This window comes from Aestuariivirga sp. (genome assembly GCF_041738905.1).
Lineage (GTDB): Bacteria > Pseudomonadota > Alphaproteobacteria > Rhizobiales > Aestuariivirgaceae > Aestuariivirga.
On record NZ_JBGSOZ010000055.1, the window covers coordinates 1 to 21,425 of the forward strand.

Here is a 21,425-nt window from a genome sequence, read left to right on the forward strand (position 1 = left end):
CGTGATGGCGTTCACCGACTTTGGAATCGAGACCCTCGCGGAGCTGATCAAAATCCACAAAGACAACCCCATGCTTCTGAAGCGTTGAGTCCCGCCAACTCGCCGACTGCAAAGCCGGCGGCCTACGACGGATGGCTACCCATGAGCGGATGCAGCGGGTTGAACATCACGTTGAATTCCTGCAGTACCACGGCGGACGGCGCCCGCAGCAACAAGGTTTTGCCCTCGTCCAGCCAGCGGTCACCGGTGACCTTGCACTTCGCCGCCTGTGCCGTCTCGGGCAATGCCCGCACCTCCATCACCTCGGCATCATCGGGATAGGAAATGCGAAGCGCCACGCGGGGCGGCAGCCGCGTGCGCAGCGCGCCCGGCAGGTGCACCAGCGTTTCGAGCACGCAGAGCGACAGGTTTTCGGAGGTGTAGAGCACACCCCGCCCCGGCGAATTCCAACGCGCGCCATGGATGCGGTTGCCGCTGCCATCGAGATCGGAGGAAAAGCGCGGATCGACCAGTCGCCAGACGAGGGCCATCCTTACGCGCTCATGCCTAGTTGTAGTCGCCGAACGCAAAACGATAGAGCACAGCCTCAACTTCCCGCGCGCCCGCGTCCGTGGCGGCCATCATGCGCGGCACCCGCCCCCCGAGCACGGGGTTCGGAAGGTCGAGGAATTGCTGCGCCTGCTCGTCCTCGCCAAAGGCCCAGCGCGCCAGCCCGTTCACCCGCATCAGCCGGGCAATGGCATCGGCCTCCTCGATCCGGAGATTGCCCTTTTCCGCAAGCCTGCGCTTGAAGGTGCGTTCCGGCACAGCGCGGTAGACATCCTCGCGCGAAATCAGCCCCTTGCGGATCAAATCCTGCACCTGCGCGGCAGAAACCCCGCGCTCGATCCGGTCATAGTCGAGGGGAACGGCAATGGATTGCGGCATGCTCATGGCCCATACATAATCCTCCATGCCATTTGCCGCAAGACTAGACGGCATTTGCCGAGGGCTATTTTGCCTTGTCCGGACGCCCATCGTGGGGTCCGAGTTCCCGGACCGGGCAATCCTTCCAATGCCTGTCGCCAATCTCCGCGTTGCGCTTGGGATGCAGAGGGTAGTCGATGCGGCTGCGCTGGCGCGATGCCTCGCCGACGACAAGAAGGCGGACATCGCTCTCCGTGTTGTTGATGAAGGTATGGGCGAGGCCCGTTCCCGACGGGAAGCCAACGCCATCGCCTGGCCGCAGCCGCCGCACATGCCCGTCGAGCCACAGGTCGGGCTCGCCTTCGATCACATAGATGAATTCTTCCTCGTCGGCCTCCGCATGTGGCCACGAGACGCGGCGGCCAGGCGGCAGCCGCTCATGGTGACACCCCAGCCGCATGAGGCCGAGCCGTGTGGAGAAGTTGGCATTGTGGGCGTGCTTTTCATCCGAGCCCTCGTAGGACCATGACCCATCGTCCTCGATCCCGGTCCAGTGCACCACGGCCGTGTCGAACGCATCCTTGCTCATTGGCACCCTCTCCGTTCAGCCGAGTGGAACGTAGTCGATTTCCATGAAGGCGGCGACCTCCGGAATCCAGCGGTCCCGCACGAAGGCCACATGCTCCGGGTGATCGTTGTAGACGCGGTAGGCAGCCTCGTCCGCAAACTCCATCGAGAAGCCAAAGGCATACTCGTTCTTGGGGCTCACCTGCCGCAACTGCTCGAAGGCTTGCACGCCCGGAATGTTCGCAAGTGCCTTCGCACCTGACAGGAACGCTGCTTCCTCCGGCGAGCCCGCCGCATGCTTCAGCCGGAACACCACGGTATGCCGGATCATCCTCAGACGTCCTTCGCAAGATCGCGCAGCTTGAACTTCTGGATCTTGCCGGTTGATGTCTTAGGCAGTTCGACGAACACCACATGCCGGGGCACCTTGTAGCGCGCCATGCCCTGCCGGCACCATTCGATGATCTCGTCGGGCGTCGCCTGCTTGCCGGGCTTCAGCTCCACGAAGGCGCAAGGCGTCTCGCCCCATTTGTCGTCGGGCCGCGCCACCACGGCGGCCGCCTGAATCGCGGGATGCTTGTAGAGAACGTCTTCCACCTCGATCGATGAAATGTTCTCGCCGCCCGAAATGATGATGTCCTTCGAGCGGTCCTTGAGCTGGATGTAGCCATCGGGATGCATCACGCCGAGGTCGCCCGAATGGAACCAGCCGCCCCGGAAGGCATCGGCAGAGGCCTTCGCATTCTTCAGATAGCCCTTCATCACGATGTTGCCGCGGAACATCACTTCGCCCATGGTCTCGCCATCGGCGGGCACGCGCTCCATCGTCTCCGGGTCCATCACGGTCAGGTCTTCGAGCGCGTGATAGCGCACCCCCTGGCGTGCCTTCTTGGCCGCGCGGTCCGAGCCATCGAGATTGTCCCAGTCGGTCTTCCAGTCGTTGACCACGGCGGGTCCATACGACTCTGTCAGCCCATAAAGATGGGTCACGTTGAAGCCCGCCTCTGCCATGGCTTTCAGCACGGCCTCGGGAGGTGGAGCCGCCGCGGTAAAGAACTCGACCTTCTGCGAGAGGGATTTCTTTTCCTCCGGCGGCGCATTGAGGATCGTCGACATGACGATGGGTGCCCCGCAGAGATGCGTGACCCTGTGTTCGGCCAGTGCTTCCCAGATCAGTTTCGCGCGCACCCAGCGCAACGTCACATGGGTGCCGCCGATGACGGAGAGCGACCACGGAAAGCACCAGCCGTTGCAATGGAACATCGGCAGCGTCCACAGATAGACCGCGTGCTTCGGCATGCCGCCCGTCAGCACATTGCCCTGACCCAGCAGGTAGGCGCCGCGATGATGATAGACGACGCCCTTGGGATTGCCTGTGGTGCCTGACGTGTAATTGAGCGAGATCGCGTCCCACTCGTCGGCAGGCCACAGCCATTCGAAAGACGGATCACCGCTGCCGAGGAACTGCTCGTAGTCGATCGAGCCGACGCGCTCGCCATCGACCGGATACTCCGGATCGACATAGTCGATGACGATCGGATGCGGCTTGGGGCTCAGTGCCAGCGCATCCTTCGTGAGCTTCGAAAATTCCTTGTCGACGATGAGGATCTTCGTCTCCGCGTGCTGCAGCGAGAAGGCGATGGTGGCAGCGTCGAGCCTGGTGTTCAGCGTGTTCAGCACGCCGCCCGTCATCGGCACGCCGTAGTGGCATTCGAGCATGGCGGGCGTGTTGGCGAGCAGCAGTGATACGGTATCGCCCTTGCCGATCCCCGCCTTGGCGAGCGATGAGGCAAGCTGCCGGCTGCGGGCATAGAACTCCTTGTAGGTGGTACGCTGCCGCCCATGGATGATCGCCACGTTGTCCGGATAGACCGCAGCCGAGCGCGCCAGGAACGAAAGCGGCGTCAGCGGCTGATAGTTGGCGGCATTCTTGTCGAGATCATGTGCATAAGCGGACATGGGGCACCCTTCACAATTATCAGGATGCTTGTAGACCACTCTCTTCCGCGTTCAAAGCGAAGCGAGACCTTCGTTGTAACGCCTCGTCAGCGCGAGCCCGGAAATCCAGCGCGATGCAACCCCCGCGGCCCACCAGCTGAATGCGGCAATGAGGATTCCGGCATAGCCATCGATGGCATAATGCCAGCCCAGATGAACAGAGCCCAGCAGGATCATCACCGCATAGGCGGCGAAGAACCATCCGAGCTTCTTCGACACATGCGCGAAGGCCAGCGCGAAGAGCACGGCGGAGGCATTGTGCATGGACGGCATAGCGGAAATCCCCAGCGCCGGGATCTTGCCGATGTAGCCGTCCCACAACATCTGCTGCGTATCGAGGAACCACAGTGGAATGCGCGTGTCGGCATCGTTGAGATAGGCGAAAAGTCCGACATAGGGATCGGGCGACAGGCCAAGCTCATCGTAATAGACGGGCCCCGCGGATGAGAACGCCACCGCGAGCAATCCGCCGCCGATCCACCAGGCCAGCATATACGACAGGAAGAACCGTGTGCGAAGCTCTCCGGCCTGTTTCTGGAAACCGAACCAGAACCACGCCGAGAACAGCGCCACGAACCAGAAATTATAAGCCATGTTGATGGCGAAGGTGACGTAGTCATAGCCGAGCACCGGCTGCAGGATCACCCATGGATCGACGCCGAAATGCAGCGCCCTGTCCCACTCCATGAAAGCCACGTCCCATGAGAACGGGTTGATGGCGGGAATGGCGGGCTTCAGCTCGATCATCGCCTTGTTGAAGAACACCATGGCCGCGAAGACCGGCAGCGCGTTGATGATGAGCTTCGGGCGTGTAACGAGGTTGACGATGTCGGAGCCCAGCGCCTTGATGGGGCTCTCGGGCTTCAGCACCAGCACGAAGTAACCAAGCCGCAACACCAGCATGACGATGAGGCCGACGGGGAGCGCAAAACTGAGGAGGTCGAGCAGCACCAGATGCACCGGAGCCGTGCCGTGCTTTGGCAGCCGCGACAGCATCAGCCAGTTGGTAAGCAAGTAAAGCGCGGGGATGACGAAAAAGAACCACTGCGCGCGGAAGCTCATCACGATGAGAGATGCGATGCGGGCGCTGCGCGAGGTGGAAGCGCTGTCGATATAGGCCATGGCTCAGGCGCCTCCCGCAACGGCACTGAAGTCGCGGCAGGCCGCGCGGTCTTCCCACCAGCGCGCCACCGGCCCCATGGCGGCCCACAGCGCCAGCGCGATGGCCACGTAGCCATCGACTGCGTAATGCCAGCCGAGATGGACGGAGCCGAGGAGGATCAGCACCATGTGCGCCACAAGCAATCGATTCACGATCACCGATTTCCACGGGCACATGAGCACGAAAAGCAGGGCGGTCGCATTGTGCATGGACGGCATGGCCGAGACGCCGCCGAACCCTGAGCCTTCAAGCTTCAGGTTCCACAGCATGTCCTGCGTGCCGAGCGCCCAGATCGGGGCGTGCGTATTGGCCTCTGCAAGATAGGCCATGAGCGGTGCGTAAGGGTCGGGCGAAATGCCGAGCCGCGTAAAGTAGCAGGGGCCGGCGGACGAGAAGAGCACCGCCATCAAGCCGCCCCCTACCATCCATATCCCCATGTAGGAGAGAAAGAAGCGCGTGCGCTCGGGCCCCGGCCTCGCGATGAACGCGTAATAGGCCCAGAACACGTTCATCACCACGAACCACATGTTGTAATTGAGGTTGACGAGGAAGGTGATCGGCCACCAGCCGAAAACAGGCTGCAGCAGTTCCCATGGCCGGTAGCCGAAATGCAGGATCGTATCCCAGCGGTCGAAGGTGACGTCCCACGAGAACGGCACCAGCACGCTCACCGATGCCTTCAGCATGGTGAACACGAACATGAAGATGACAAGCGCAATCGCCGCGGGAATGCCCGCCGCCATGCGCTCCGGGTCGCTCAGAACCGCCTTCATGCGCCGATAGAGGGCGAGGAGCGGGCGATCCGGCTTGTCCACCGCCGCCATGTGGATGAAGAGGTAGACCATGAGTCCGAAGAGCACCGCCGGCACCGAAAAGAACAGGATGCCGAGCATGACTTCCCCGGCATCTCCGGCACGGACGCCCGGAACGGCAAGGCTCAGCAACTGGAAGAGCGCGAGATAGGCAAATGCCAGCCCCAGCAGCAGCCCATGGGCGGAAAAGCCCTGCCGCAGCAGCGTGCGGAATCGACCTGGCTGGATGCCGATGGCGCCCGCCCTTGCCGGTCCTTCCCGAAGTTCCATGCCGCCGTATCCCTCTGGATTTCCGGCAGACCATGGCAGGCACGGCTTAAGATTGGCTGAAACGGCCGAGATTGACAGTGGGCGCGATCAACCCCGCGATCTTCGTGGAGATTTGGGCGGCGCTGACGGGGAAGTGCATCGGTGACTGGTTTGTGATCCAGCAAAGTTGACCCAAATCATGGATCTGCGTCCCTGTTGTGGAATGATGCAACCTTTGCAGGAGGCAGAAAATGGCAAACGACGAGACATTGAGCATTCGGGAAGCTGTGGGTGTCTTCAGCGCCGCTTCGGACATGGAGAGTGCTATCGAGGAACTGGAGGAGAGCGGCTTTGATCGTGCAGAAATCAGCCTGCTCGCCGGCGAGGAAACGGTAAGGCAAAAGCTGGGACACATCTACAGTGACGCAAGATCGCTGGAGGATGATCCAGATGTACCGCGCGCTGCTTTCGTATCCACTGAATCGATCGGTGACGCCGAGGGAGCTCTGCTAGGCGGGTTGTTCTATGTGGGAGCACTCGCCGCGGCGGGAGCGGTGGTTGCGTCCGGTGGTGCATTCGGCACAGTTCTGGTTGCCGCGGCCGCGGGTGGCGGCTCAGCCGGGCTCATTGGCGGTTTGCTGGCCAGAATAGTAGGCAAGCACCACAGCGAGCATTTGCAGCATCAACTCGAAAGAGGAGGTCTGCTCGTCTGGGTGCGCACTCGCGATGAAGCCCATGAACTGAAGGCTGTCGAAATCCTGAGGCGAAACAAGGCGGCCGATGTCCACCTGCATTCCGTTGCGGCGGCTAGCTAGCCTGCAAGCAGTGGCTGCACGGCGCGTCTCACCGCAGTTTCAGTCACGCGGTCCTCGTCCTTCGCCGCATCCCAGCTTGCCGTGACCGAGATGGCCACGACACGGCCCGACGCGAGAACACCCTCGATGACGGAGCGGAGTCCTTCCGGAGAAGGACCGCCCTTCACCGCGTAGAGAAAGGCAGGCGCCAGCCGCGAGTCGATGATGTCGGCGTCGATGTGAAGATAAAGCGGCCCATCGGGCAGCACATAGGGTACGCCGATGACACCTTCCATGTGACGGATGCGGGAGGCCTTCACCAGCTCACGCTCTTCGGGATCGAGGTCGCGGCCGTCGCTCAGCAGCACGCGCTGGTCCGAAATCGGATCGAGGCCCACGGCTTCCATCATCCCCTGGTCGCCGCGTCCGGTGAGCATGGCAAGCGGCATGCCGCCGAGAAAGCCCGAGGGCGTCGTCTCCCAGGTGTTGAAGTCACCATGCGAGTCGAGCCAGACGATGGATGGATGAACACCATTGCGTGCAAGGCCTGCCATCAGCGGAATGGCCTGGCAGCAGTCGCCCACGATGGCGACGGGCCGCTCGCCGGCGCGGATAGCGTCCGCCACCGCATCGGCAAGCTCAATGTGGATGGGAGCAAGGCTCTCCGATTCACTGCCTGCACCGGGCGCGGCCTTGATCACCTTGTCGCCCGGCTGCGCGAGCCGTAGCGGCGCGCCGGCCATGCGTCCGATGAAGCGCGGAGAAACGATGCGGCGGTCAATCATCAGATATGGTTCTCCGGCGCCACGACGCGTGTGTAGAGATGCCACGTTGCGTGGCCGAGGATGGGCAACGTGACGATGAGCCCTGCGAAGACCGAGAGCAGCGACAGCCCGAGCAGCACGCCGATGATAACGCACCACAGCAGCATCGGCTTCGGATTGGCCAGCACCGACTTGACCGACGTGATCATCGCCGTGACGAAATCGACCTCGCGGTCGAACACCATGGGCAGCGACACGACCATGATCGAAAACACCAGCCCCGCCAGAACCGCGCCCACCGTGTTGCCCACGATGAAGAACACCAGACCCTGCGGCGTCGTGAGGATCGCGGTCAACAGGTCAGCGAAGTGCGGCGGCTTCATGCTGAAGAACATCACATAGAGGGCCGCCGCGATATCGAGCCAGATGATATAGGAGAATGTGGTGACGATGGCCATGATGCCCACCGCTTTCCCGCCGGGCCCGAAGATGCAGCCGAAGACCGCACCCCAACTGAGCGGCAGCCCCTTCTGCAGCCGCCGCGACACTTCATAGAACCCCGCCGCCGCGAAAGGCGCCACCAGCGCGAAGCCCGTCACCATCGGGTAGACATAGGAGCCGAAGTCGAGCCCGATCATCAGGTACAAGAGCAGCCATCCGAAGGCCGCGTAGACGAGGCCGAGAAACAGGCCATAGACCGGCGCTCTCTGAAAATCCCGTAGTCCGTCGCGCAGGCTCTGCAGCACGTCCGATACGGCAATGGTGTTCACGGGATGCCGTTCCTTGCGCGGGGTCGCGGCGGCGGCAGTCTGGTCTGACGGCATGACGAGGGGGCTCCTCCCGGATTCTGGTGATTCTTGTTCTTCTTGCCGCGCCCCGCCGTTCCCCAACCTCGGTGCGCAATTGGAACAAGAATGCCGTGTGGCAAGCCGCAGCGCAATCGGCTAGGCATGCAACGCAACAAACGAAGCGACATTGCCATGACACCGCCGACCCCCTCTCAGGCCCGCTGGGCGCTGGGCGCCACCTTCCTGCTGCATGGAATCCTCATCGGTTCCTGGGTCCCCCACATTCCGCTCGCGAAGGAGCGGCTGGATGTCGGCCCCGCCGTCTTCGGCCTTGCGCTCCTCGCTCTTGCAGGCGGCGCCGTCTGCTCCATGCCGACGGCGGGAGTACTGATCAACCGCTATGGCAGCGCAAGGCTCACCGGCGTCACCGGCATCCTGTTCTGCCTCACGTTCTTTGGCCCCATCCTCGCTCCCACGCTGCCTCTGTTCATTGTCGCAGGCTTCGCCATGGGCATGATGATCGGCAGCATGGATGTCGCAATGAACGCCCACGGCATCGCGGTCGAGAAGGCGTTGAGACTTCCCACGCTCTCGATGTTCCATGGGCTTTTCAGCGTCGGCGGGATGACCGGTGCCTTTCTCGGCGCTGCCCTGCTGAAGCTCTACGGCGAGTTGCCGCAGGCCGCCATCACATCCGCCCTCTGTCTTTCGATCCAGCTTGCGGCGATGTGCTACTATCTCCCGGCATATGCCGACAAGGGCCTGTCCGGCTCGCACTTCGCCTGGCCCACGCGCGCCACCATCGGGTTGGGCCTCCTCTGCTTCCTCGCCCTGATGATCGAAGGCTCGATTCTCGACTGGGGCGCCATCATGATGCGCGAAAAGTTTCTGGTGGATGCGAGCTTCGCGGCGCTGGCCTTCGGCTTCTATCAGGGCGGCATGTCGATCTCGCGCCTCACCGGCGACTGGATACGCAAGCAGGTGGGTGCCGTGCGGATGGTGACGGTGAGCGCCCTCATGGCCGCGGCCGGCACCGCCGTAGCCCTGGTCGTTCCATCGCCCTGGGTCGCCATCGTGGCCTTCGTCTTCGCGGGCCTCGGCATCGGCAACGTGGCCCCGGTCCTCTTTGCGGGCGGCGGCAGGCTGGAACCGGATGCCCCGGGACGCGGTATCGCAGCGGTGACGACATTGGGCTATTCGGGCTTCCTATGCGGACCGCCCCTCATCGGCTTTGTGGCTGAAGTGTCATCACTTCCCGCAGCCCTCTTCCTAACCGTCGCCGCGGCCCTTATCATCGCAGCCTTCGCCAGGTCGGTGCAGGCCGCCGACACATTCTAGAACGGGGAGTTACGCCATGAGCTTCAAGAGCAAGCGGATCATCGTGACGGGTGCGGGCCGGGGGCTGGGTGCGGCCTTCGCGGTCATACTGGCGGATCAGGGCGCGGAGATCATCATGACCGGCCGCAACCGCGAGAACATGACCTCTCTTGCTGAATCGATAAGGCTCCGCACCGGGACGCGGCCCCAGACCATCAGCCTCGACATGGCGGATATTTCCGAGGTCACGCTTTTCGCCAAGCGCATGCGCGACGAGGGAAAACCCGTCGACATCCTCATCAACAACGCCTCGCAGTGGCTTCCGGGCAAGATGGACGAGCATGATGCGTATGCCATCAGCCAGACCATCACCGGCATCGTCACCGGCACGCTGCTGCTCACGCGCGGCCTGATCCCGCTGCTCGAAGCCTCGGGCGCAGGGGACATCATGAACATCGTGTCTATTTCCGGCATCACCAACACGCCGCTGCTCGGCGCATCCGTCGCCTATTTCGCGGCCAAGCACGGGCAGGCCGGCGTGAACGACGGACTGCGCCAGGAACTCAAGGGCCGCCCCGTGCGCGTGCAGGCGATTTATCCATCTTACATCAGGGACATTTCACCGCTGAACGAAGCCGAGTGGAACGCCTCGCCGGAAACATCGTCCTGGGCGACCAACCGCGACATCGTGGAAGCCGCCCTCTTCGCCATGAGCCGCCCGCGCCACCTGACCCTCGCCTCCATCGTCGTCGATCCCGACAGCGGCGGGCTGTACTGAATCCGCAGCTGTAATCTCGCTGTCACAGAGCATTCCTAGCCTCCACTTCTGATACCGCGCCGGCTGCAAGTGCCGCGTGGTCTGCAGCTATCGCACACAGAGCAACAGGAGCCAGGCATGTCATCCTACGAACACGACTATTCCCACCATACTCTTTCTCCCGACTACGCCCATGGCGACGAGCGTCCGAGCAACACCTCTGCTAACCCGACGTTCTATGATGTCATGGACGCGCGCGCCTCGCGCCGCGGTTTCATCCTCGGCAGCCTTGCCGCACTTGCATCCGGTCTCTATGGCGTTCCCGCCGTCACCTCGAAGGCTGCACTTGCATCCTCGACTGCAGCCTCCGGCCTTCTCGGCTTCAAGGCCGTTCCAGTGAGCAAGGAAGACGCCGTTGTCGTTCCCGAAGGTTACAAGGTTCAAGTGCTGGCCCCCTGGGGAACGCCGATCAACGGGGCCACGCCGGAATACAAGCCGGGGATGGTGACCGGGGCTGACCAGGCCCAGCAAGTGGGCAGCCACCACGACGGCATGCACTTCTTTCCCATCGATGGCTCGTCGGAAGATGGTCTCCTCGTGATGAACCACGAGTATGTCGAGCCACGCTTCGTTCACGCCGCGAAGTGGAAGGGCCAGAAGATTGATAATGAGACTGTGGTGTTCGATGCCAGCGGCATGCGCGACGCCGATGAGGTGCTGGCCGAAATCAACGGTCATGGCTGCTCTGTCATTCGCATCAAGAAGGGCGCCGATGGGCAATGGGGCATTGTTGCCGACCCGATGAACCGTCGAATCACCGGCCTCACGCTGATGGATATCGCCGGCCCCGCCCGCGGTTCGGCGCATCTCGTGACCAAGTACAGCCCGGATGGCACCCGTACACGCGGCACCCTCAACAACTGCGCCCATGGCGTGACGCCGTGGAACACCTACATGTCGGCGGAGGAAAACTGGGCGGGTTACTTCGTCAACACCGACAAGCTGGACCAGAAGTCCAACCTGCCGCGCGAACAGGCCCGCTACGGTGTGCCTGCCGAAAAGTCTCGCTACGGCTGGGAAAAGGCTGTGGGCGGCTCGGATGAAGTCCTGCGCTTCGATGCCTCGGCAAGAGGGGCCGCCGCTACCGAGGATTATCGCAACGAACCCAACACTTTCGGCTGGATGATCGAGTTCAACCCCTATGATCCGGCCTCTGTGCCGGTGAAGCGCACGGCACTCGGCCGCTTTGCCCACGAGGGCATCGTCTTCGCCCCCGCCGCCGCTGGCAAGCCCATCGTCTGCTACTCGGGCGATGACGCGCGCTTCGAGTACATCTACAAATTCGTATCAGCCAGGCCCTATGATCCGGCATCTGCCGACGGCAGCCTGCTCGACGACGGCACGCTCCATGTAGCGAAGTTCAATGCCGACGGCTCAGGCGAATGGCTTGCGCTTGCGCCGGGCCAGAATGGGCTGACACCCGAGAACGGCTTCGCCGACCTCGCTGACATTCTTGTCAACACGCGGCTTGCTGCCGACAAGGCCGGTGCCACCAAGATGGACCGCCCTGAGTGGGGCGCTGTCGATCCGAACACCGGCGAAGTCTACTTCACGCTGACCAACAACAATCGCCGCGCCCAGACTCAGGTGGATGCGGTGAACCCGCGCGCCGAGAACAACTTCGGCCAGATCGTCCGCTGGCGCTATGCGAACGGCGACCACGCAGCAACCACTTTCCAGTGGGAACTGTTCGTGCTGGCTGGCACGAAGACCTCGTCTGCTCTGTTCACCGGGAAGGCGCTGGACGAGAACTCGATCTTTGCCTGCCCGGACGGCATGTGGTGCGATGCCAACTCGCGTCTGTGGATACAGACGGACATGGGTGACATCGGACCCGAACAGAAGGGCACACTGGCGCCCTTCGGCATGAACCAGATGCTGGCGGCCGACCCGAAGACCGGCGAGGTGCGCCGCTTCCTCACAGGACCATGGGGCCAGGAGATCACTGGCGTCGTCACCACGCCGGACCAGAAGACCATGTTCGTCAACGTGCAGCATCCGGGCGGTCATGCCACGGACGAGCAGTTCGCCGCCGGAGATTTCGGCTCTGGTTTTCCTGACTACAAGGGCACGGTTCCGCGCTCAGCCACGCTGGTCATCACACGCGATGACGGCGGCATCATCGGCGCCTGAGGCCTCCACCTGACGACACTTGATCTCCTGCGGCGAGGCGCTATCACGGACGCCGAACCGCAGGAGATTTGCCGTGAAACTGAAAGACCGGATCGCCATCGTCACCGGAGCCGCGCGCGGCATCGGCCTCGCCATCGCCGAGCGCTACATTGCCGAGGGCGCAACCGTGGTCATCTCCGACATTCTGGATGAGGCAGGTGCTGAATCCGCCAAGGCCATCGGCGCCACCTATGTTCATTGCGACGTGTCGAAATTGGCGGATGTGAATGCGCTCGTCGAGGGCGTCGTTCAGAAGTTTGGCGCCGTCGATCTTCTCGTCAACAATGCCGGCATCGCCGTCGGCAGGGATTTTCTCGACGTCTCGGAGGAAGAGTTCGACCGCGTGATCGGCATCAACCTCAAGGGCTCATTCCTGATGCTGCAGGCCTGCGCACGCCACATGGTGAAACAGGCACAGGCGGGCCGCAAGCCCGGTGCCATCGTCAACATGTCGTCCGTCAACGATACGCTGGCGATCCCGACAATCGTCACCTACTGCATGTCGAAGGGCGGCGTGTCGCAACTCACGCGGTCGACCTCGATCTCACTTGCGGCCCATGGCATCCGCGTCAACGCCATTGGCCCCGGCTCCATCCGCACCTCCATGCTGGCGGGCGTGGTGAGCGACAAGGCGGCCATGAACCGCGTGATGTCGCGCACCCCCATGGGCCGCGCCGGCGAGCCTTCGGAAGTCGCCTCGATCGCCGCCTTCCTCGCGTCCGACGATGCGAGCTATGTAACCGGCGAAACGATCTATGTGGATGGCGGCCGCATGCCGCTGAACTACACGGTACCGGTCAAGGAATGATCCGCATTGGCCGGGCTGCGGACATGGGCGACATCACCCGCGTCCGCACTTCGGTGACGGAGAACCACCTCTCGGTCGAGCAGATGGCGGCCATCGGCATCACGCCCGAAGGCCTCATCGCTGACATGCAGGCGGGTGATCTCGGCTGCTGGGTGGCAGAAGCCGAAGGAGAGGTTGTCGGCTTCTCCATGGCGGACCGGCGCGATGGCAATGTCTTCGCTCTCTTCGTTCTGCCCGAACATGAGGGCAAGGGGCACGGCAGCGCCCTGCTCGATGTTTGCGAAACTTGGATCAAGTCTCACGGCATCGCGGAAGCGCGGCTCGATACAGGCGCGGGCACGAAGGCCCACGCCTTCTATCTCCGCCGGGGCTGGCGCCTCACCGGGGAGAAGGCCGGGCACTTCGCCGAGGACGATGTCTTCCGCAAGCCTCTGGCCTGACAGGTTCAGGAGACGAGCGGACGCTCTCGCTTCACCGCGACATGTTCCTCACCAAATTCCTGCGCAAACTTGTGCCCATCATAAACCGCCTGCGCGATGATGCCGGGCGCCTTGGCATCGCCCAGCCGCACCAGTGTCGACAGCGGCATGCCCTTGAGCGCTTGCCACAGCGAGTCATCCGGCTCGCGGGATGTGACGGGCACGAAGGCCCCGCAGGCGACTTCATGTTCGCGGCCCGAGTAAGCGCACCGAATGACGGCCACACCGGGCCGTAGCGCCGAAACCGTCGCGTTGACGGTCACGTTCACACCAAGCTCAAGCAGGCGCGCATGGGCACGGCCCTGCTCGGCTGTATATTCCGACCACGCCGAAACCTTGCCCTCGCTGGTGACATAGGTCACCGAAAGTCCATTGCGGGCCAGGTGCTCGGCCAACACCGAGCCCATGTAATAGTGCTCGTCATCGAACACCACCGCGTCACCGCTGAGCGGTGCACCGCCGATCACCTCCTCAGGCGAGAAAGTCCGCGTGTCATCATAGCTGGCGATTGCAGATCGGATCGACCGTCCGCGCCCATCCTTCCGCCAATGGCTGCCCGTTGCAACGGCCACATGGGAAAGTCCCAGTTCCGCGATATCCTCGGCACTCATTGGGCTCTCGCGGAAGATGTCCACATTGGAGAGCTTCGACAACTGATGCACGCGCCAGTCGCGCACACGGGCCCATTCGGCAAGGCCCGGCAGGCGCGTTTCCCAGAGCAACCGGCCACCCAATTCGCGTGAGGCCTCGGCAAGCGTCACCTCAAGCCCGCGCTTGCCGAGCGCAAGTGCCGCTTCCAGTCCGGCAGGCCCAGCGCCAACCACAAGCACCTTCTCGCGGTTTTTCGCGACCGCTATCCGTTCCGGATGCCAGCCGCGCCGCCACTCCTCGCCCATCGTCGGGTTCTGCGTGCAGCGGATCGCAACACCCCGCCCGTCGCAGGCGTAGCAGATGTTGCAGCCGATACATTCGCGGATGTCGTCCTCATGGCCATCACGGATCTTTGCGGGCAGGAAGGGATCGGCAATCGAGGGACGCGCCGCCCCGATCAGGTCGACGATGCCGCGCTTCACCTGGCTCAGCATGGTCTCGGGCGAGGTGAAGCGGCCAACGCTCACCACGGGTTTTTCCGTCACCTTCCGCACATGCGCGATGCGCTGTTCAAGCGAAGCTTCCTTTACAAAACGCGAGACGCCCATCTCCTGCGTGTAGTCGGAGATCGTCACGTTGAAGAGATCGACCATCGGCGCCAGCGAGGCCAGCAGCGCGCTCCGCTCGTCTTCTCCCGCGCCCTCCTCGTTGTCGATCTCGATGCGGACGGCCACCGCGCAACGGTCACCTACGGCCTCACGCGTGTCGGCAAGAATTTCACGCAGCAACCGCGAGCGGTTGACCATGCTGCCGCCATACTCATCCGCACGCTGATTGATATCCGCATCGAGGAACTGCGCCAGCAAGTAGGTATGCGCGGTGTAGACATAGACAATGTCCATTCCCGCCTGCTTCGCGCGCTTGGCCGCAGCAAGGTGCCAGCGCCTTACCTCGCGAATGTCATCCAAGTCCATCCGCGCGCATTGCCAGGGATCGCTCGCCACCGGCAGGCTGTCCGGGCCGATCGCGGTCTCGCGCGATTGCAGGTTGGAAGAGCGCAAGCCGCCATGCCAGAGCTCGACGCCCGCCAGCGCACCGTGGACATGCACAGCGTCCGCCGTCGCCGCCATGTTGCGGACATCGCCCTCGTCCCACAGCGAGGCGAAGGGTGCCGGAATATCGTCAGACGACGGATGAATGGAACAGCATTCAGTATTGACCACGCCCCAGCCGCCTTCTGCCTTGATGCCGCGCATGGCATTGAGCGTTGCGGGAAGCTGGTAACCCATGCCGGTGCAATGCGGCACCTGGTAGAAGCGGTTCGGCGCTGTCACGGGCCCAAGCTTCACGGGCTCGAACAGGATATCGAATCGGGGGTCGCGCGGCATGGCTCACTCCTCTTTGGATAGAGGCTAGCAAGCGCGCCCGCGTTCGCGCAATTACTCGACGATGATAATCTGTCCCGTCAGCCCGCCGTCCACGCTTTTCGCATAGGCGAGGCCCACGCGAGCGGATGACACAGGCTCGTGGCCGGGAAAGAAACCATCGTATTTCTCGGCCGATTCTTCGAGCAGCCCGGGGCTCACCGCATTGATGCGGATGCCGCGCGGCATTTCGATCGCAGCGGACTTGACGAAAGCCCCGATGGCGCCGTTGACAGCTGCGGCATTTGCGCCGGCCCGCACCGGGTCGCGGTCGAGCACGCCGCTGGTCAGCGTGAAGGAGCCGCCGTCATTGACGAAGGCATGACCGAGCAGCACGAGGTTGACCTGCCCCATCAGCTTGTCATCAAGACCCTTACGGAACTGCTCCGGCGTCATAGCTGCAAGTGGTCCGAAATGCACATGACCCGCCGTGGCGATCACGGCATCGACCTTGCCGATCTTTTCGAACATCGCGCGAATCGAGTCCGCGTCCATGAGGTCGACGGTCACATCGCCCGATGTGCGGCCCGCCGTCACGATCTCGTGGCGGCGCGACAGTTCCTTCACCGCCGCTTGGCCGACCGTTCCCTTGGCACCCGCAATCAGGATCCGCATGTTAGTCCTCGTCCCCGTCCTTGCGCTTCAGGGTCTTCAGCTTGGCGAAAACCGAGTCGGCGCTGTATTGGGGCTCGGCATCCTTCGGCGCAGGCTCGGAGGGCGCAAAGGTCGGCTGGGTTTCGTCAACCATGGAGGCGAGGTGGGCGGCGGTGCCTTCCACTTCCGACGCCGGGATCAGCGTGCGCACAGGGATCACTTCGTTCATCGGCTTGCCCGCCTTGCGCGCGGCCTTCTGCACGGCGAAGTCGAGGTCGAGCTGCGAGCAGATGCCGAGCGAGACCGGATCGACAGGCTTGATGTTGGCGGCATTCCAGTGGGTCCGCTCGCGCACCGAGGCAATCGTCGACTTGGTTGTGCCGACGAGCTTCATGATGGATGAGTCGGGCAACTCGGGATGATAGCGGATCAGCCAGGCAATCGCATCCGGCCGGTCACCGCGGCGCGACACCGGCGTGTAGCGCGGGCCGGACGTTGCCTTCTGCACCTGGATGTTGACCTTCGACTCGAGGATCTTGAGCCGGTAGTCCGGGTTCTTCTCACCCTTCTCGATTTCCTCGCGGGTCAGCTGGCCGCCGGTGATCGGGTCCATGCCCTTGATGCCCGCCGCCACGTCGCCGTCGGCGATGCCCTTCACCTCGAGTTCATGGAGATGGCAGAAATCGGCGATCTGGCGGAAGGTGAGGCCAGTATTCTCGACCAGCCACACGGCAGTGGCTTTCGGCATCAGCGGTATGCGGGACATGCTCTTTCACTCCTTGAGAACCGGTATTTCCGGTCCTCTGTCTTTGCGACAGCTTGTTCGGGATGGGTTTCATATAAATGCCCAGGCCCTCCGGCGCAATGTGATTTTGGCGGGACCGTAGCTACGTGACCAGCACGATCTTGCCGATATGCTCGCTTGATTCCATCAGCGCATGGGCCTCCGCCGCCTGCGCCAGCGGGAAGGTCCGGTAGATGATGGGCTTCAACTGCTCGGCGCCGAACAGCGGCCAGACGGTTTTCTCTAGTGCCCGGGCGATCTCGGCCTTCTCGGCCACGCTGCGCGGCCGCAGGGTGGAGCCCGTGAAGGTCAGCCGCTTCAGCATGATGGGCATCCAGTCCGCCTCGACCTTCGATCCCTTCTGGAAGGCGATCATCACGATGCGGCCATGCATGTTGGCAGCCTTGAGGTTCTTCGCGACATAGTCGCCGCCCACCATGTCGAGGATCACGTCTGGCTTGAGGCCCTTGGCGGCCAGTGCGGCCACGAAGTCCTCGTTCCGGTAATTGATGGCATGGTCGGCGCCCAGTTCGAGGCAGGCCTGGCATTTCTCGTCGGAACCCGCCGTCACAACGACGATGGCCCCCATGGCCTTACCCAGCATGATGGCCGTCGTGCCGATGCCGCTGGAGCCGCCGTGGACGAGAAGCGTCTCGCCCTCCCTCAGGCGGCCACGGTCGAACACATTGGTCCACACCGTGAAGAAGGTCTCGGGAATGGCGGCGGATTCCGTGAAGGAGAGCCCTGGCGGCACGGGCAGCGCGTTGCTCTCGTGAACCACGGCATACTCGGCATAGCCGCCGCCGGGCACCAGCGCGCAGACGCGGTCGCCCGCCTCATAGCGCTTGACGCCCTCGCCCAGTCCCACGACCTCGCCGGCAATCTCGAGGCCAGGTGTCAGCGGCGCGCCGGGTGGGGGCGGATAGCCGCCCTGGCGCTGCAGCACGTCCGGCCGGTTCACACCGGCAGCTTTCACCCTCACCAGGATTTCGCCCGGCTTCGGCACCGGCACCGGCAGCTTCACCGGCGTCAGGACTTCCGGCCCTCCGGGCTGGCTGATGGCGATTGCGGTCATCTCCTGCATGGCATGTCCTCCGCTCAAAACGATTCCGGCACAGTGTGGGTTGAAGTCTTGTGGCCCACAATGAGAAAATGGCCCAATGTGAAGACAGGCTAGGGAGTGCTGCCATGAGTTTCGAAGACCTGCCCAAGAAGCCCGCCGGCGTGGTGATCGGCGAGAACCTCGACCTACTGTCGGTGTCCGAACTGGAACAGCGTGTTCAGGCCTTGGAGTCCGAGATTGCACGCGTCAAGGCTGCAATCGCCTCCAAACAGGCCTCGAAGAGCGCTGCGGACGCGTTTTTCCGGTCCTGAGACGCGACCGATTCAGCAATCGTTTGCCTTAACGTCGGCTTTCATTAACTCTTTGGTAAGGAATTAACGATATTTCTTAAATTGTAATCCTTGACCGGATTGCTCCGAGTGGCTCCTGTCACTCTGTTTGACGCCTCCCTGTTTAAGAACTCGAAGCCGCGCCAACCGCGCGGCTTTTTTTTGCCTCCAAAACTGGCACCAGTCTTGCTGACCGACTTACCCACAGCAAGACGGTTCGCTGCTTATTGACCCCGACTGTCCCTCGGATCATTATCCAAGCCCGTTCCGCTCAATCGTAAGAAAGAGCTTAAGGATAAATTCAGCATGGTGTCCGCCGAGACCACCCCCGTCACTGTCGATTTCCTCTCCCGCTTCACGTCGTCCGACCAGTTCGAAAAGGTCTTCAGGGAGGGCATGAGCCTTGTGGAGGAAACCGCCAACTATCTCGACGGTCCTGGCCGCCAGGATGCCCGAATGCTCGACCGCCACGGTGCTGTCGCCTATGCCACCGAGAGCATGCGACTGACCACCCGCCTCATGCAGCTGGCCTCGTGGCTCCTGCTGCAGCGCGCGATCGGGGCGGGCGAGATGAGCCAGGAAGAAGCACGCAAGGAAAAGCACCGCATCAGCCTGACCGACATCGGCCGCGGCAACCCGCTTTCAGGCTCCGAACAGCTTCCCGCGGGCCTTCTGGACATCGTCGAGCGTTCGCTCTCCCTGCACCAGCGTGTCCTCAAGCTCGATGTCATGCTCAACATGCAGGCCAAGGCTGAGGCGACCGAGCAATCGAGCCCGGTGAACAGCCAGATCGACCGCCTCGCCGCCGTCCTGAAGGTGGGAAGGGCTTGAGCCCACCCATCGATTTGCCTTAACTGGCGCCTATCCGCCGGAGGTCCGTTCTGGCCACAGGAGAGGATTTGCGCGCCTTCGCTGCCATCGCCGCTGTTCTGATGTGCCTGCTGCCCATGGTGGCGGCAGCAGAGGAAGCCGTGGCACCGCCCCCCCTCCCCAGGACCGAGGACGAACGCAAGACCTTCGCCACGTCCATCTGCGGCGAAATGCAGGCCAGGGCCGCCGAGCACAAGCTGCCCGAGGCCTTCATGGCCAGGCTCATCTGGAAGGAAAGCCTGTTCGATCCCGGTGCGGTCAGCCCCAAGGGCGCGCAGGGCCTCGCCCAGTTCATGCCGGGCACGGCGAAGCTCAGGGGCCTTGCCGATCCCTTCGACCCCAAGCAGGCGCTCGTGGCCTCGGCGGCTTACCTTGCCGAACTCCGCACCAACTTCGGCAATCTTGGCCGCGCGGCGGCGGCCTACAATGCGGGCGAGGAACGGGTCCGCCGCTGGCTGGCGGACAAGTCGGGCCTGCCCTACGAGACGCAGGACTATGTGCTCTCGATCACCGGCCGCACCCATGACGACTGGAAGGCCGACGATGCCAGCTTCGAGATTCCGGCCATCGGCAAGTCGGGCACCTTCACCGAGCAATGCCAGAGCCTGGTGATGCGCGAGCTTTCGCCGCAGCAGCTCGAGATCAAGCGCGCCAACTGGAAGCCATGGGGCGTGGTCCTGTCGGGCGGCTTCTCCGAGCGCCGCGCGCTGCAGGCCTTCCGCGTCATCCGCAACCGCTACGCGGTTCTCAAAGCCGAGGAACCGCTGGTGCTGCGTAAGCGCAACCTCTCGATGGGCCGCCGCAAGATGGTCCGCGTCATGGTGGGCCGCGACAGCCGCGCCGAAGCGCAGAAACTCTGCAACCAGATCACCTCACTTGGCGGCGCCTGCATGGTCGAGAAGAACTGAATTCCGAAATGCAAAAAGCCCGGCCAATGGCCGGGCTTTCGCGCATCCGCGAGGATGTCTTACTTGTTGAGGAAGCCGAACTTCTGATTGAACTTGGACACGCGGCCGCCGCGGTCGAGCAGGGTCTGCTGGCCGCCGGTCCACGCCGGGTGCGACTTCGGATCGATGTCGAGGTTCATCGTGTCGCCAGACTTGCCCCAGGTGGTGCGGGTCTGGAAGGTGGTGCCGTCGGTCATCACCACGTTGATCATGTGGTATTCGGGATGGATGCCTTGCTTCATGGCAATAACTCTCTCTGTGGCGGGCACGACCCCGCGCATGGACTGGTAAATTCCGGGTTCGGCGGCGCTATACAGGAGATGGCTGGCCGAGGCAAGACGGCTGTTCCGGACCACGAGATGACGCCAGCCCCTTCCATCCTCCGGCTTATCCGCTAGAACACGGCACATGAGCAGCGTTTACGAAGAAGAAGCACGGCGCCGGCCCAAGAGCCGCAACCTGAAACCCCTCCTCCGCCTCACCCCGTTCCTGTCGAAATACAGGGGCAGGATGGTGCTGGCCCTGCTGGCGCTTCTGGCGGCTGCCGGCGCCACGCTGATCGTGCCTCTCGCCGTCCGCCGCGTCATCGACAACGGCTTCTCCGCCTCCAATGCCGCCCTCGTCGACCAGTATTTCCTGGGGATGATGGCGGTCGTCGTGGTGCTGGCGCTGGGCTCGTCCATCCGCTTCTACTACGTGATGTGGCTGGGTGAGCGCGTCGTCGCCGATGTGCGGGACGCGCTGTTCAGCCATCTGCTCAATCTCAGTCCCGGATTTTTCGAAACCCAGCGCACGGGCGAGGTGGTCTCGCGTCTCACCGCAGACACGACGCAGATCAAGGCGGCCTTCTCGTCGACGGCATCGATCGCGCTTCGCAACGTGGTGATGCTGATCGGCACAATCGTGATGATGGTGCTGACCAGCCCGAGGCTCGCAGGCCTGTCGCTCCTGGCCCTGCCGCTGGTCGTGTTGCCGCTCGTCATCTATGGCAGGCGGGTGCGCAGCCTGTCGCGCCAGGCCCAGGATACGCTGGCGTCATCTGCCGCCTTCGCGCAGGAGCGGCTGTCAGCCGTTTCAACCGTCCAGTCCAACGTGCAGGAGAATGCCGCGCGGCGGGAGTTCTCGGCAGCAACGGCAACAGCCTTCGGCGCAGCCGCCCGCCGCACCTTTGCGCGGGCCGTGCTGACCGC

24 protein-coding genes are annotated in these 21,425 nt (G+C 63.1%); 10 read left to right on the forward strand and 14 right to left on the reverse strand.

Annotated features, from left to right (window positions below; translation table 11 throughout):
- Positions 1-122: 122 nt before the first annotated feature.
- Genes ACEW8Q_RS04260 through ACEW8Q_RS04290 form a run of 7 tightly spaced genes read right to left on the reverse strand, consistent with a single transcriptional unit; the run spans position 123 to position 5,715 of the window.
- Complete coding sequence (locus tag ACEW8Q_RS04260) at positions 123-530, reverse strand: RES family NAD+ phosphorylase (RefSeq protein ID WP_373502812.1); 408 nt, start codon at positions 528-530, stop codon at positions 123-125.
- 16 nt (positions 531-546) lie between these two features.
- Positions 547-933 carry an antitoxin Xre/MbcA/ParS toxin-binding domain-containing protein gene (locus ACEW8Q_RS04265; protein WP_373502813.1) on the reverse strand — a complete coding sequence of 129 codons (387 nt, stop codon included), beginning with the start codon at positions 931-933 and terminating at the stop codon, positions 547-549.
- 58 nt (positions 934-991) lie between these two features.
- Positions 992-1,495 (reverse strand): cupin domain-containing protein, encoded by a 504-nt coding sequence (locus tag ACEW8Q_RS04270; RefSeq protein ID WP_373502814.1) that lies wholly within the window; start codon positions 1,493-1,495, stop codon positions 992-994.
- A gap of 15 nt (positions 1,496-1,510) precedes the next feature.
- Complete coding sequence (locus ACEW8Q_RS04275; RefSeq protein WP_373502815.1) at positions 1,511-1,804, reverse strand: Dabb family protein; 294 nt, start codon at positions 1,802-1,804, stop codon at positions 1,511-1,513.
- Positions 1,805-1,806: 2 nt separating this feature from the next.
- The gene (locus tag ACEW8Q_RS04280) at positions 1,807-3,432 is read right to left on the reverse strand and encodes an acyl-CoA synthetase (RefSeq protein WP_373502816.1); all 1,626 of its coding nucleotides are present in this window, start codon (positions 3,430-3,432) and stop codon (positions 1,807-1,809) included.
- Positions 3,433-3,483: 51 nt separating this feature from the next.
- Positions 3,484-4,593, reverse strand: a complete 1,110-nt coding sequence (locus tag ACEW8Q_RS04285) for a phosphatase PAP2 family protein (protein ID WP_373502817.1) — start codon at positions 4,591-4,593, stop codon at positions 3,484-3,486.
- A gap of 3 nt (positions 4,594-4,596) precedes the next feature.
- Entirely contained in the window at positions 4,597-5,715 is a 1,119-nt protein-coding gene (locus ACEW8Q_RS04290) for a phosphatase PAP2 family protein (RefSeq protein ID WP_373502818.1), read from the reverse strand.
- A gap of 230 nt (positions 5,716-5,945) precedes the next feature.
- Here ACEW8Q_RS04290 and ACEW8Q_RS04295 point away from each other — a divergent pair, with 230 nt between their 5' ends.
- Entirely contained in the window at positions 5,946-6,509 is a 564-nt protein-coding gene (locus tag ACEW8Q_RS04295) for a hypothetical protein (RefSeq protein WP_373502819.1), read from the forward strand.
- Here the strand turns inward: ACEW8Q_RS04295 and ACEW8Q_RS04300 are convergent.
- Positions 6,506-7,273: an arginase family protein gene (locus ACEW8Q_RS04300; RefSeq protein WP_373502820.1), complete on the reverse strand. Its 768-nt coding sequence runs from the start codon at positions 7,271-7,273 to the stop codon at positions 6,506-6,508. The two genes, ACEW8Q_RS04295 and ACEW8Q_RS04300, sit on opposite strands and share 4 nt — an antisense overlap.
- The gene (locus ACEW8Q_RS04305; protein ID WP_373502821.1) at positions 7,273-8,076 is read right to left on the reverse strand and encodes a DUF2189 domain-containing protein; all 804 of its coding nucleotides are present in this window, start codon (positions 8,074-8,076) and stop codon (positions 7,273-7,275) included. The genes ACEW8Q_RS04300 and ACEW8Q_RS04305 overlap by 1 nt, the downstream gene beginning before the upstream one ends.
- Before the next feature lie 156 nt (positions 8,077-8,232).
- Here ACEW8Q_RS04305 and ACEW8Q_RS04310 point away from each other — a divergent pair, with 156 nt between their 5' ends.
- The 5 genes from ACEW8Q_RS04310 to ACEW8Q_RS04330 all read left to right on the forward strand — a co-directional run bounded on the left by ACEW8Q_RS04310 (position 8,233) and on the right by ACEW8Q_RS04330 (position 13,594).
- Positions 8,233-9,378 carry an MFS transporter gene (locus tag ACEW8Q_RS04310; RefSeq protein ID WP_373502822.1) on the forward strand — a complete coding sequence of 382 codons (1,146 nt, stop codon included), beginning with the start codon at positions 8,233-8,235 and terminating at the stop codon, positions 9,376-9,378.
- Between the two features lie 16 nt (positions 9,379-9,394).
- Positions 9,395-10,135 (forward strand): SDR family NAD(P)-dependent oxidoreductase, encoded by a 741-nt coding sequence (locus ACEW8Q_RS04315; RefSeq protein ID WP_373502823.1) that lies wholly within the window; start codon positions 9,395-9,397, stop codon positions 10,133-10,135.
- Positions 10,136-10,252: 117 nt separating this feature from the next.
- Positions 10,253-12,307: a PhoX family phosphatase gene (locus tag ACEW8Q_RS04320; protein WP_373502824.1), complete on the forward strand. Its 2,055-nt coding sequence runs from the start codon at positions 10,253-10,255 to the stop codon at positions 12,305-12,307.
- Positions 12,308-12,380: 73 nt separating this feature from the next.
- Complete coding sequence (locus tag ACEW8Q_RS04325) at positions 12,381-13,154, forward strand: SDR family NAD(P)-dependent oxidoreductase (protein ID WP_373502825.1); 774 nt, start codon at positions 12,381-12,383, stop codon at positions 13,152-13,154.
- On the forward strand, positions 13,151-13,594 hold the full coding sequence (locus ACEW8Q_RS04330; protein WP_373502826.1) for an N-acetyltransferase family protein: 444 nt from the start codon (positions 13,151-13,153) through the stop codon (positions 13,592-13,594). The genes ACEW8Q_RS04325 and ACEW8Q_RS04330 overlap by 4 nt, the downstream gene beginning before the upstream one ends.
- Positions 13,595-13,599: 5 nt before the next feature.
- Here the strand turns inward: ACEW8Q_RS04330 and ACEW8Q_RS04335 are convergent, their stop codons facing one another.
- The 4 genes from ACEW8Q_RS04335 to ACEW8Q_RS04350 all read right to left on the reverse strand — a co-directional run bounded on the left by ACEW8Q_RS04335 (position 13,600) and on the right by ACEW8Q_RS04350 (position 18,101).
- Positions 13,600-15,612 (reverse strand): FAD-dependent oxidoreductase, encoded by a 2,013-nt coding sequence (locus ACEW8Q_RS04335; RefSeq protein ID WP_373502827.1) that lies wholly within the window; start codon positions 15,610-15,612, stop codon positions 13,600-13,602.
- Positions 15,613-15,663: 51 nt separating this feature from the next.
- The gene (locus tag ACEW8Q_RS04340) at positions 15,664-16,263 is read right to left on the reverse strand and encodes a short chain dehydrogenase (RefSeq protein WP_373502828.1); all 600 of its coding nucleotides are present in this window, start codon (positions 16,261-16,263) and stop codon (positions 15,664-15,666) included.
- Position 16,264: 1 nt separating this feature from the next.
- Positions 16,265-17,008 carry a DUF1013 domain-containing protein gene (locus tag ACEW8Q_RS04345; RefSeq protein ID WP_373502829.1) on the reverse strand — a complete coding sequence of 248 codons (744 nt, stop codon included), beginning with the start codon at positions 17,006-17,008 and terminating at the stop codon, positions 16,265-16,267.
- A gap of 121 nt (positions 17,009-17,129) precedes the next feature.
- A complete protein-coding gene (locus ACEW8Q_RS04350) occupies positions 17,130-18,101 on the reverse strand; it encodes an NAD(P)H-quinone oxidoreductase (protein ID WP_373502835.1) in 972 nt (323 codons plus the stop codon).
- 113 nt (positions 18,102-18,214) lie between these two features.
- On the opposite strand from ACEW8Q_RS04350, the gene ACEW8Q_RS04355 reads away from it, so the two are divergent.
- From ACEW8Q_RS04355 to ACEW8Q_RS04365, 3 genes are all read left to right on the forward strand, one after another.
- The gene (locus tag ACEW8Q_RS04355) at positions 18,215-18,400 is read left to right on the forward strand and encodes a DUF1192 domain-containing protein (protein ID WP_373502830.1); all 186 of its coding nucleotides are present in this window, start codon (positions 18,215-18,217) and stop codon (positions 18,398-18,400) included.
- A gap of 324 nt (positions 18,401-18,724) precedes the next feature.
- Positions 18,725-19,249 (forward strand): DUF1465 family protein, encoded by a 525-nt coding sequence (locus ACEW8Q_RS04360; RefSeq protein ID WP_373502831.1) that lies wholly within the window; start codon positions 18,725-18,727, stop codon positions 19,247-19,249.
- 68 nt (positions 19,250-19,317) lie between these two features.
- Complete coding sequence (locus tag ACEW8Q_RS04365) at positions 19,318-20,196, forward strand: lytic transglycosylase domain-containing protein (RefSeq protein ID WP_373502832.1); 879 nt, start codon at positions 19,318-19,320, stop codon at positions 20,194-20,196.
- 59 nt (positions 20,197-20,255) lie between these two features.
- Here the strand turns inward: ACEW8Q_RS04365 and rpmE are convergent, their stop codons facing one another.
- On the reverse strand, positions 20,256-20,477 hold the full coding sequence (gene rpmE, locus ACEW8Q_RS04370) for a 50S ribosomal protein L31 (protein WP_373502833.1): 222 nt from the start codon (positions 20,475-20,477) through the stop codon (positions 20,256-20,258).
- A gap of 166 nt (positions 20,478-20,643) precedes the next feature.
- Here rpmE and ACEW8Q_RS04375 point away from each other — a divergent pair.
- A partial coding sequence (locus ACEW8Q_RS04375) for an ABC transporter transmembrane domain-containing protein (RefSeq protein ID WP_373502834.1) occupies positions 20,644-21,425 on the forward strand: 782 nt, incomplete at its 3' end.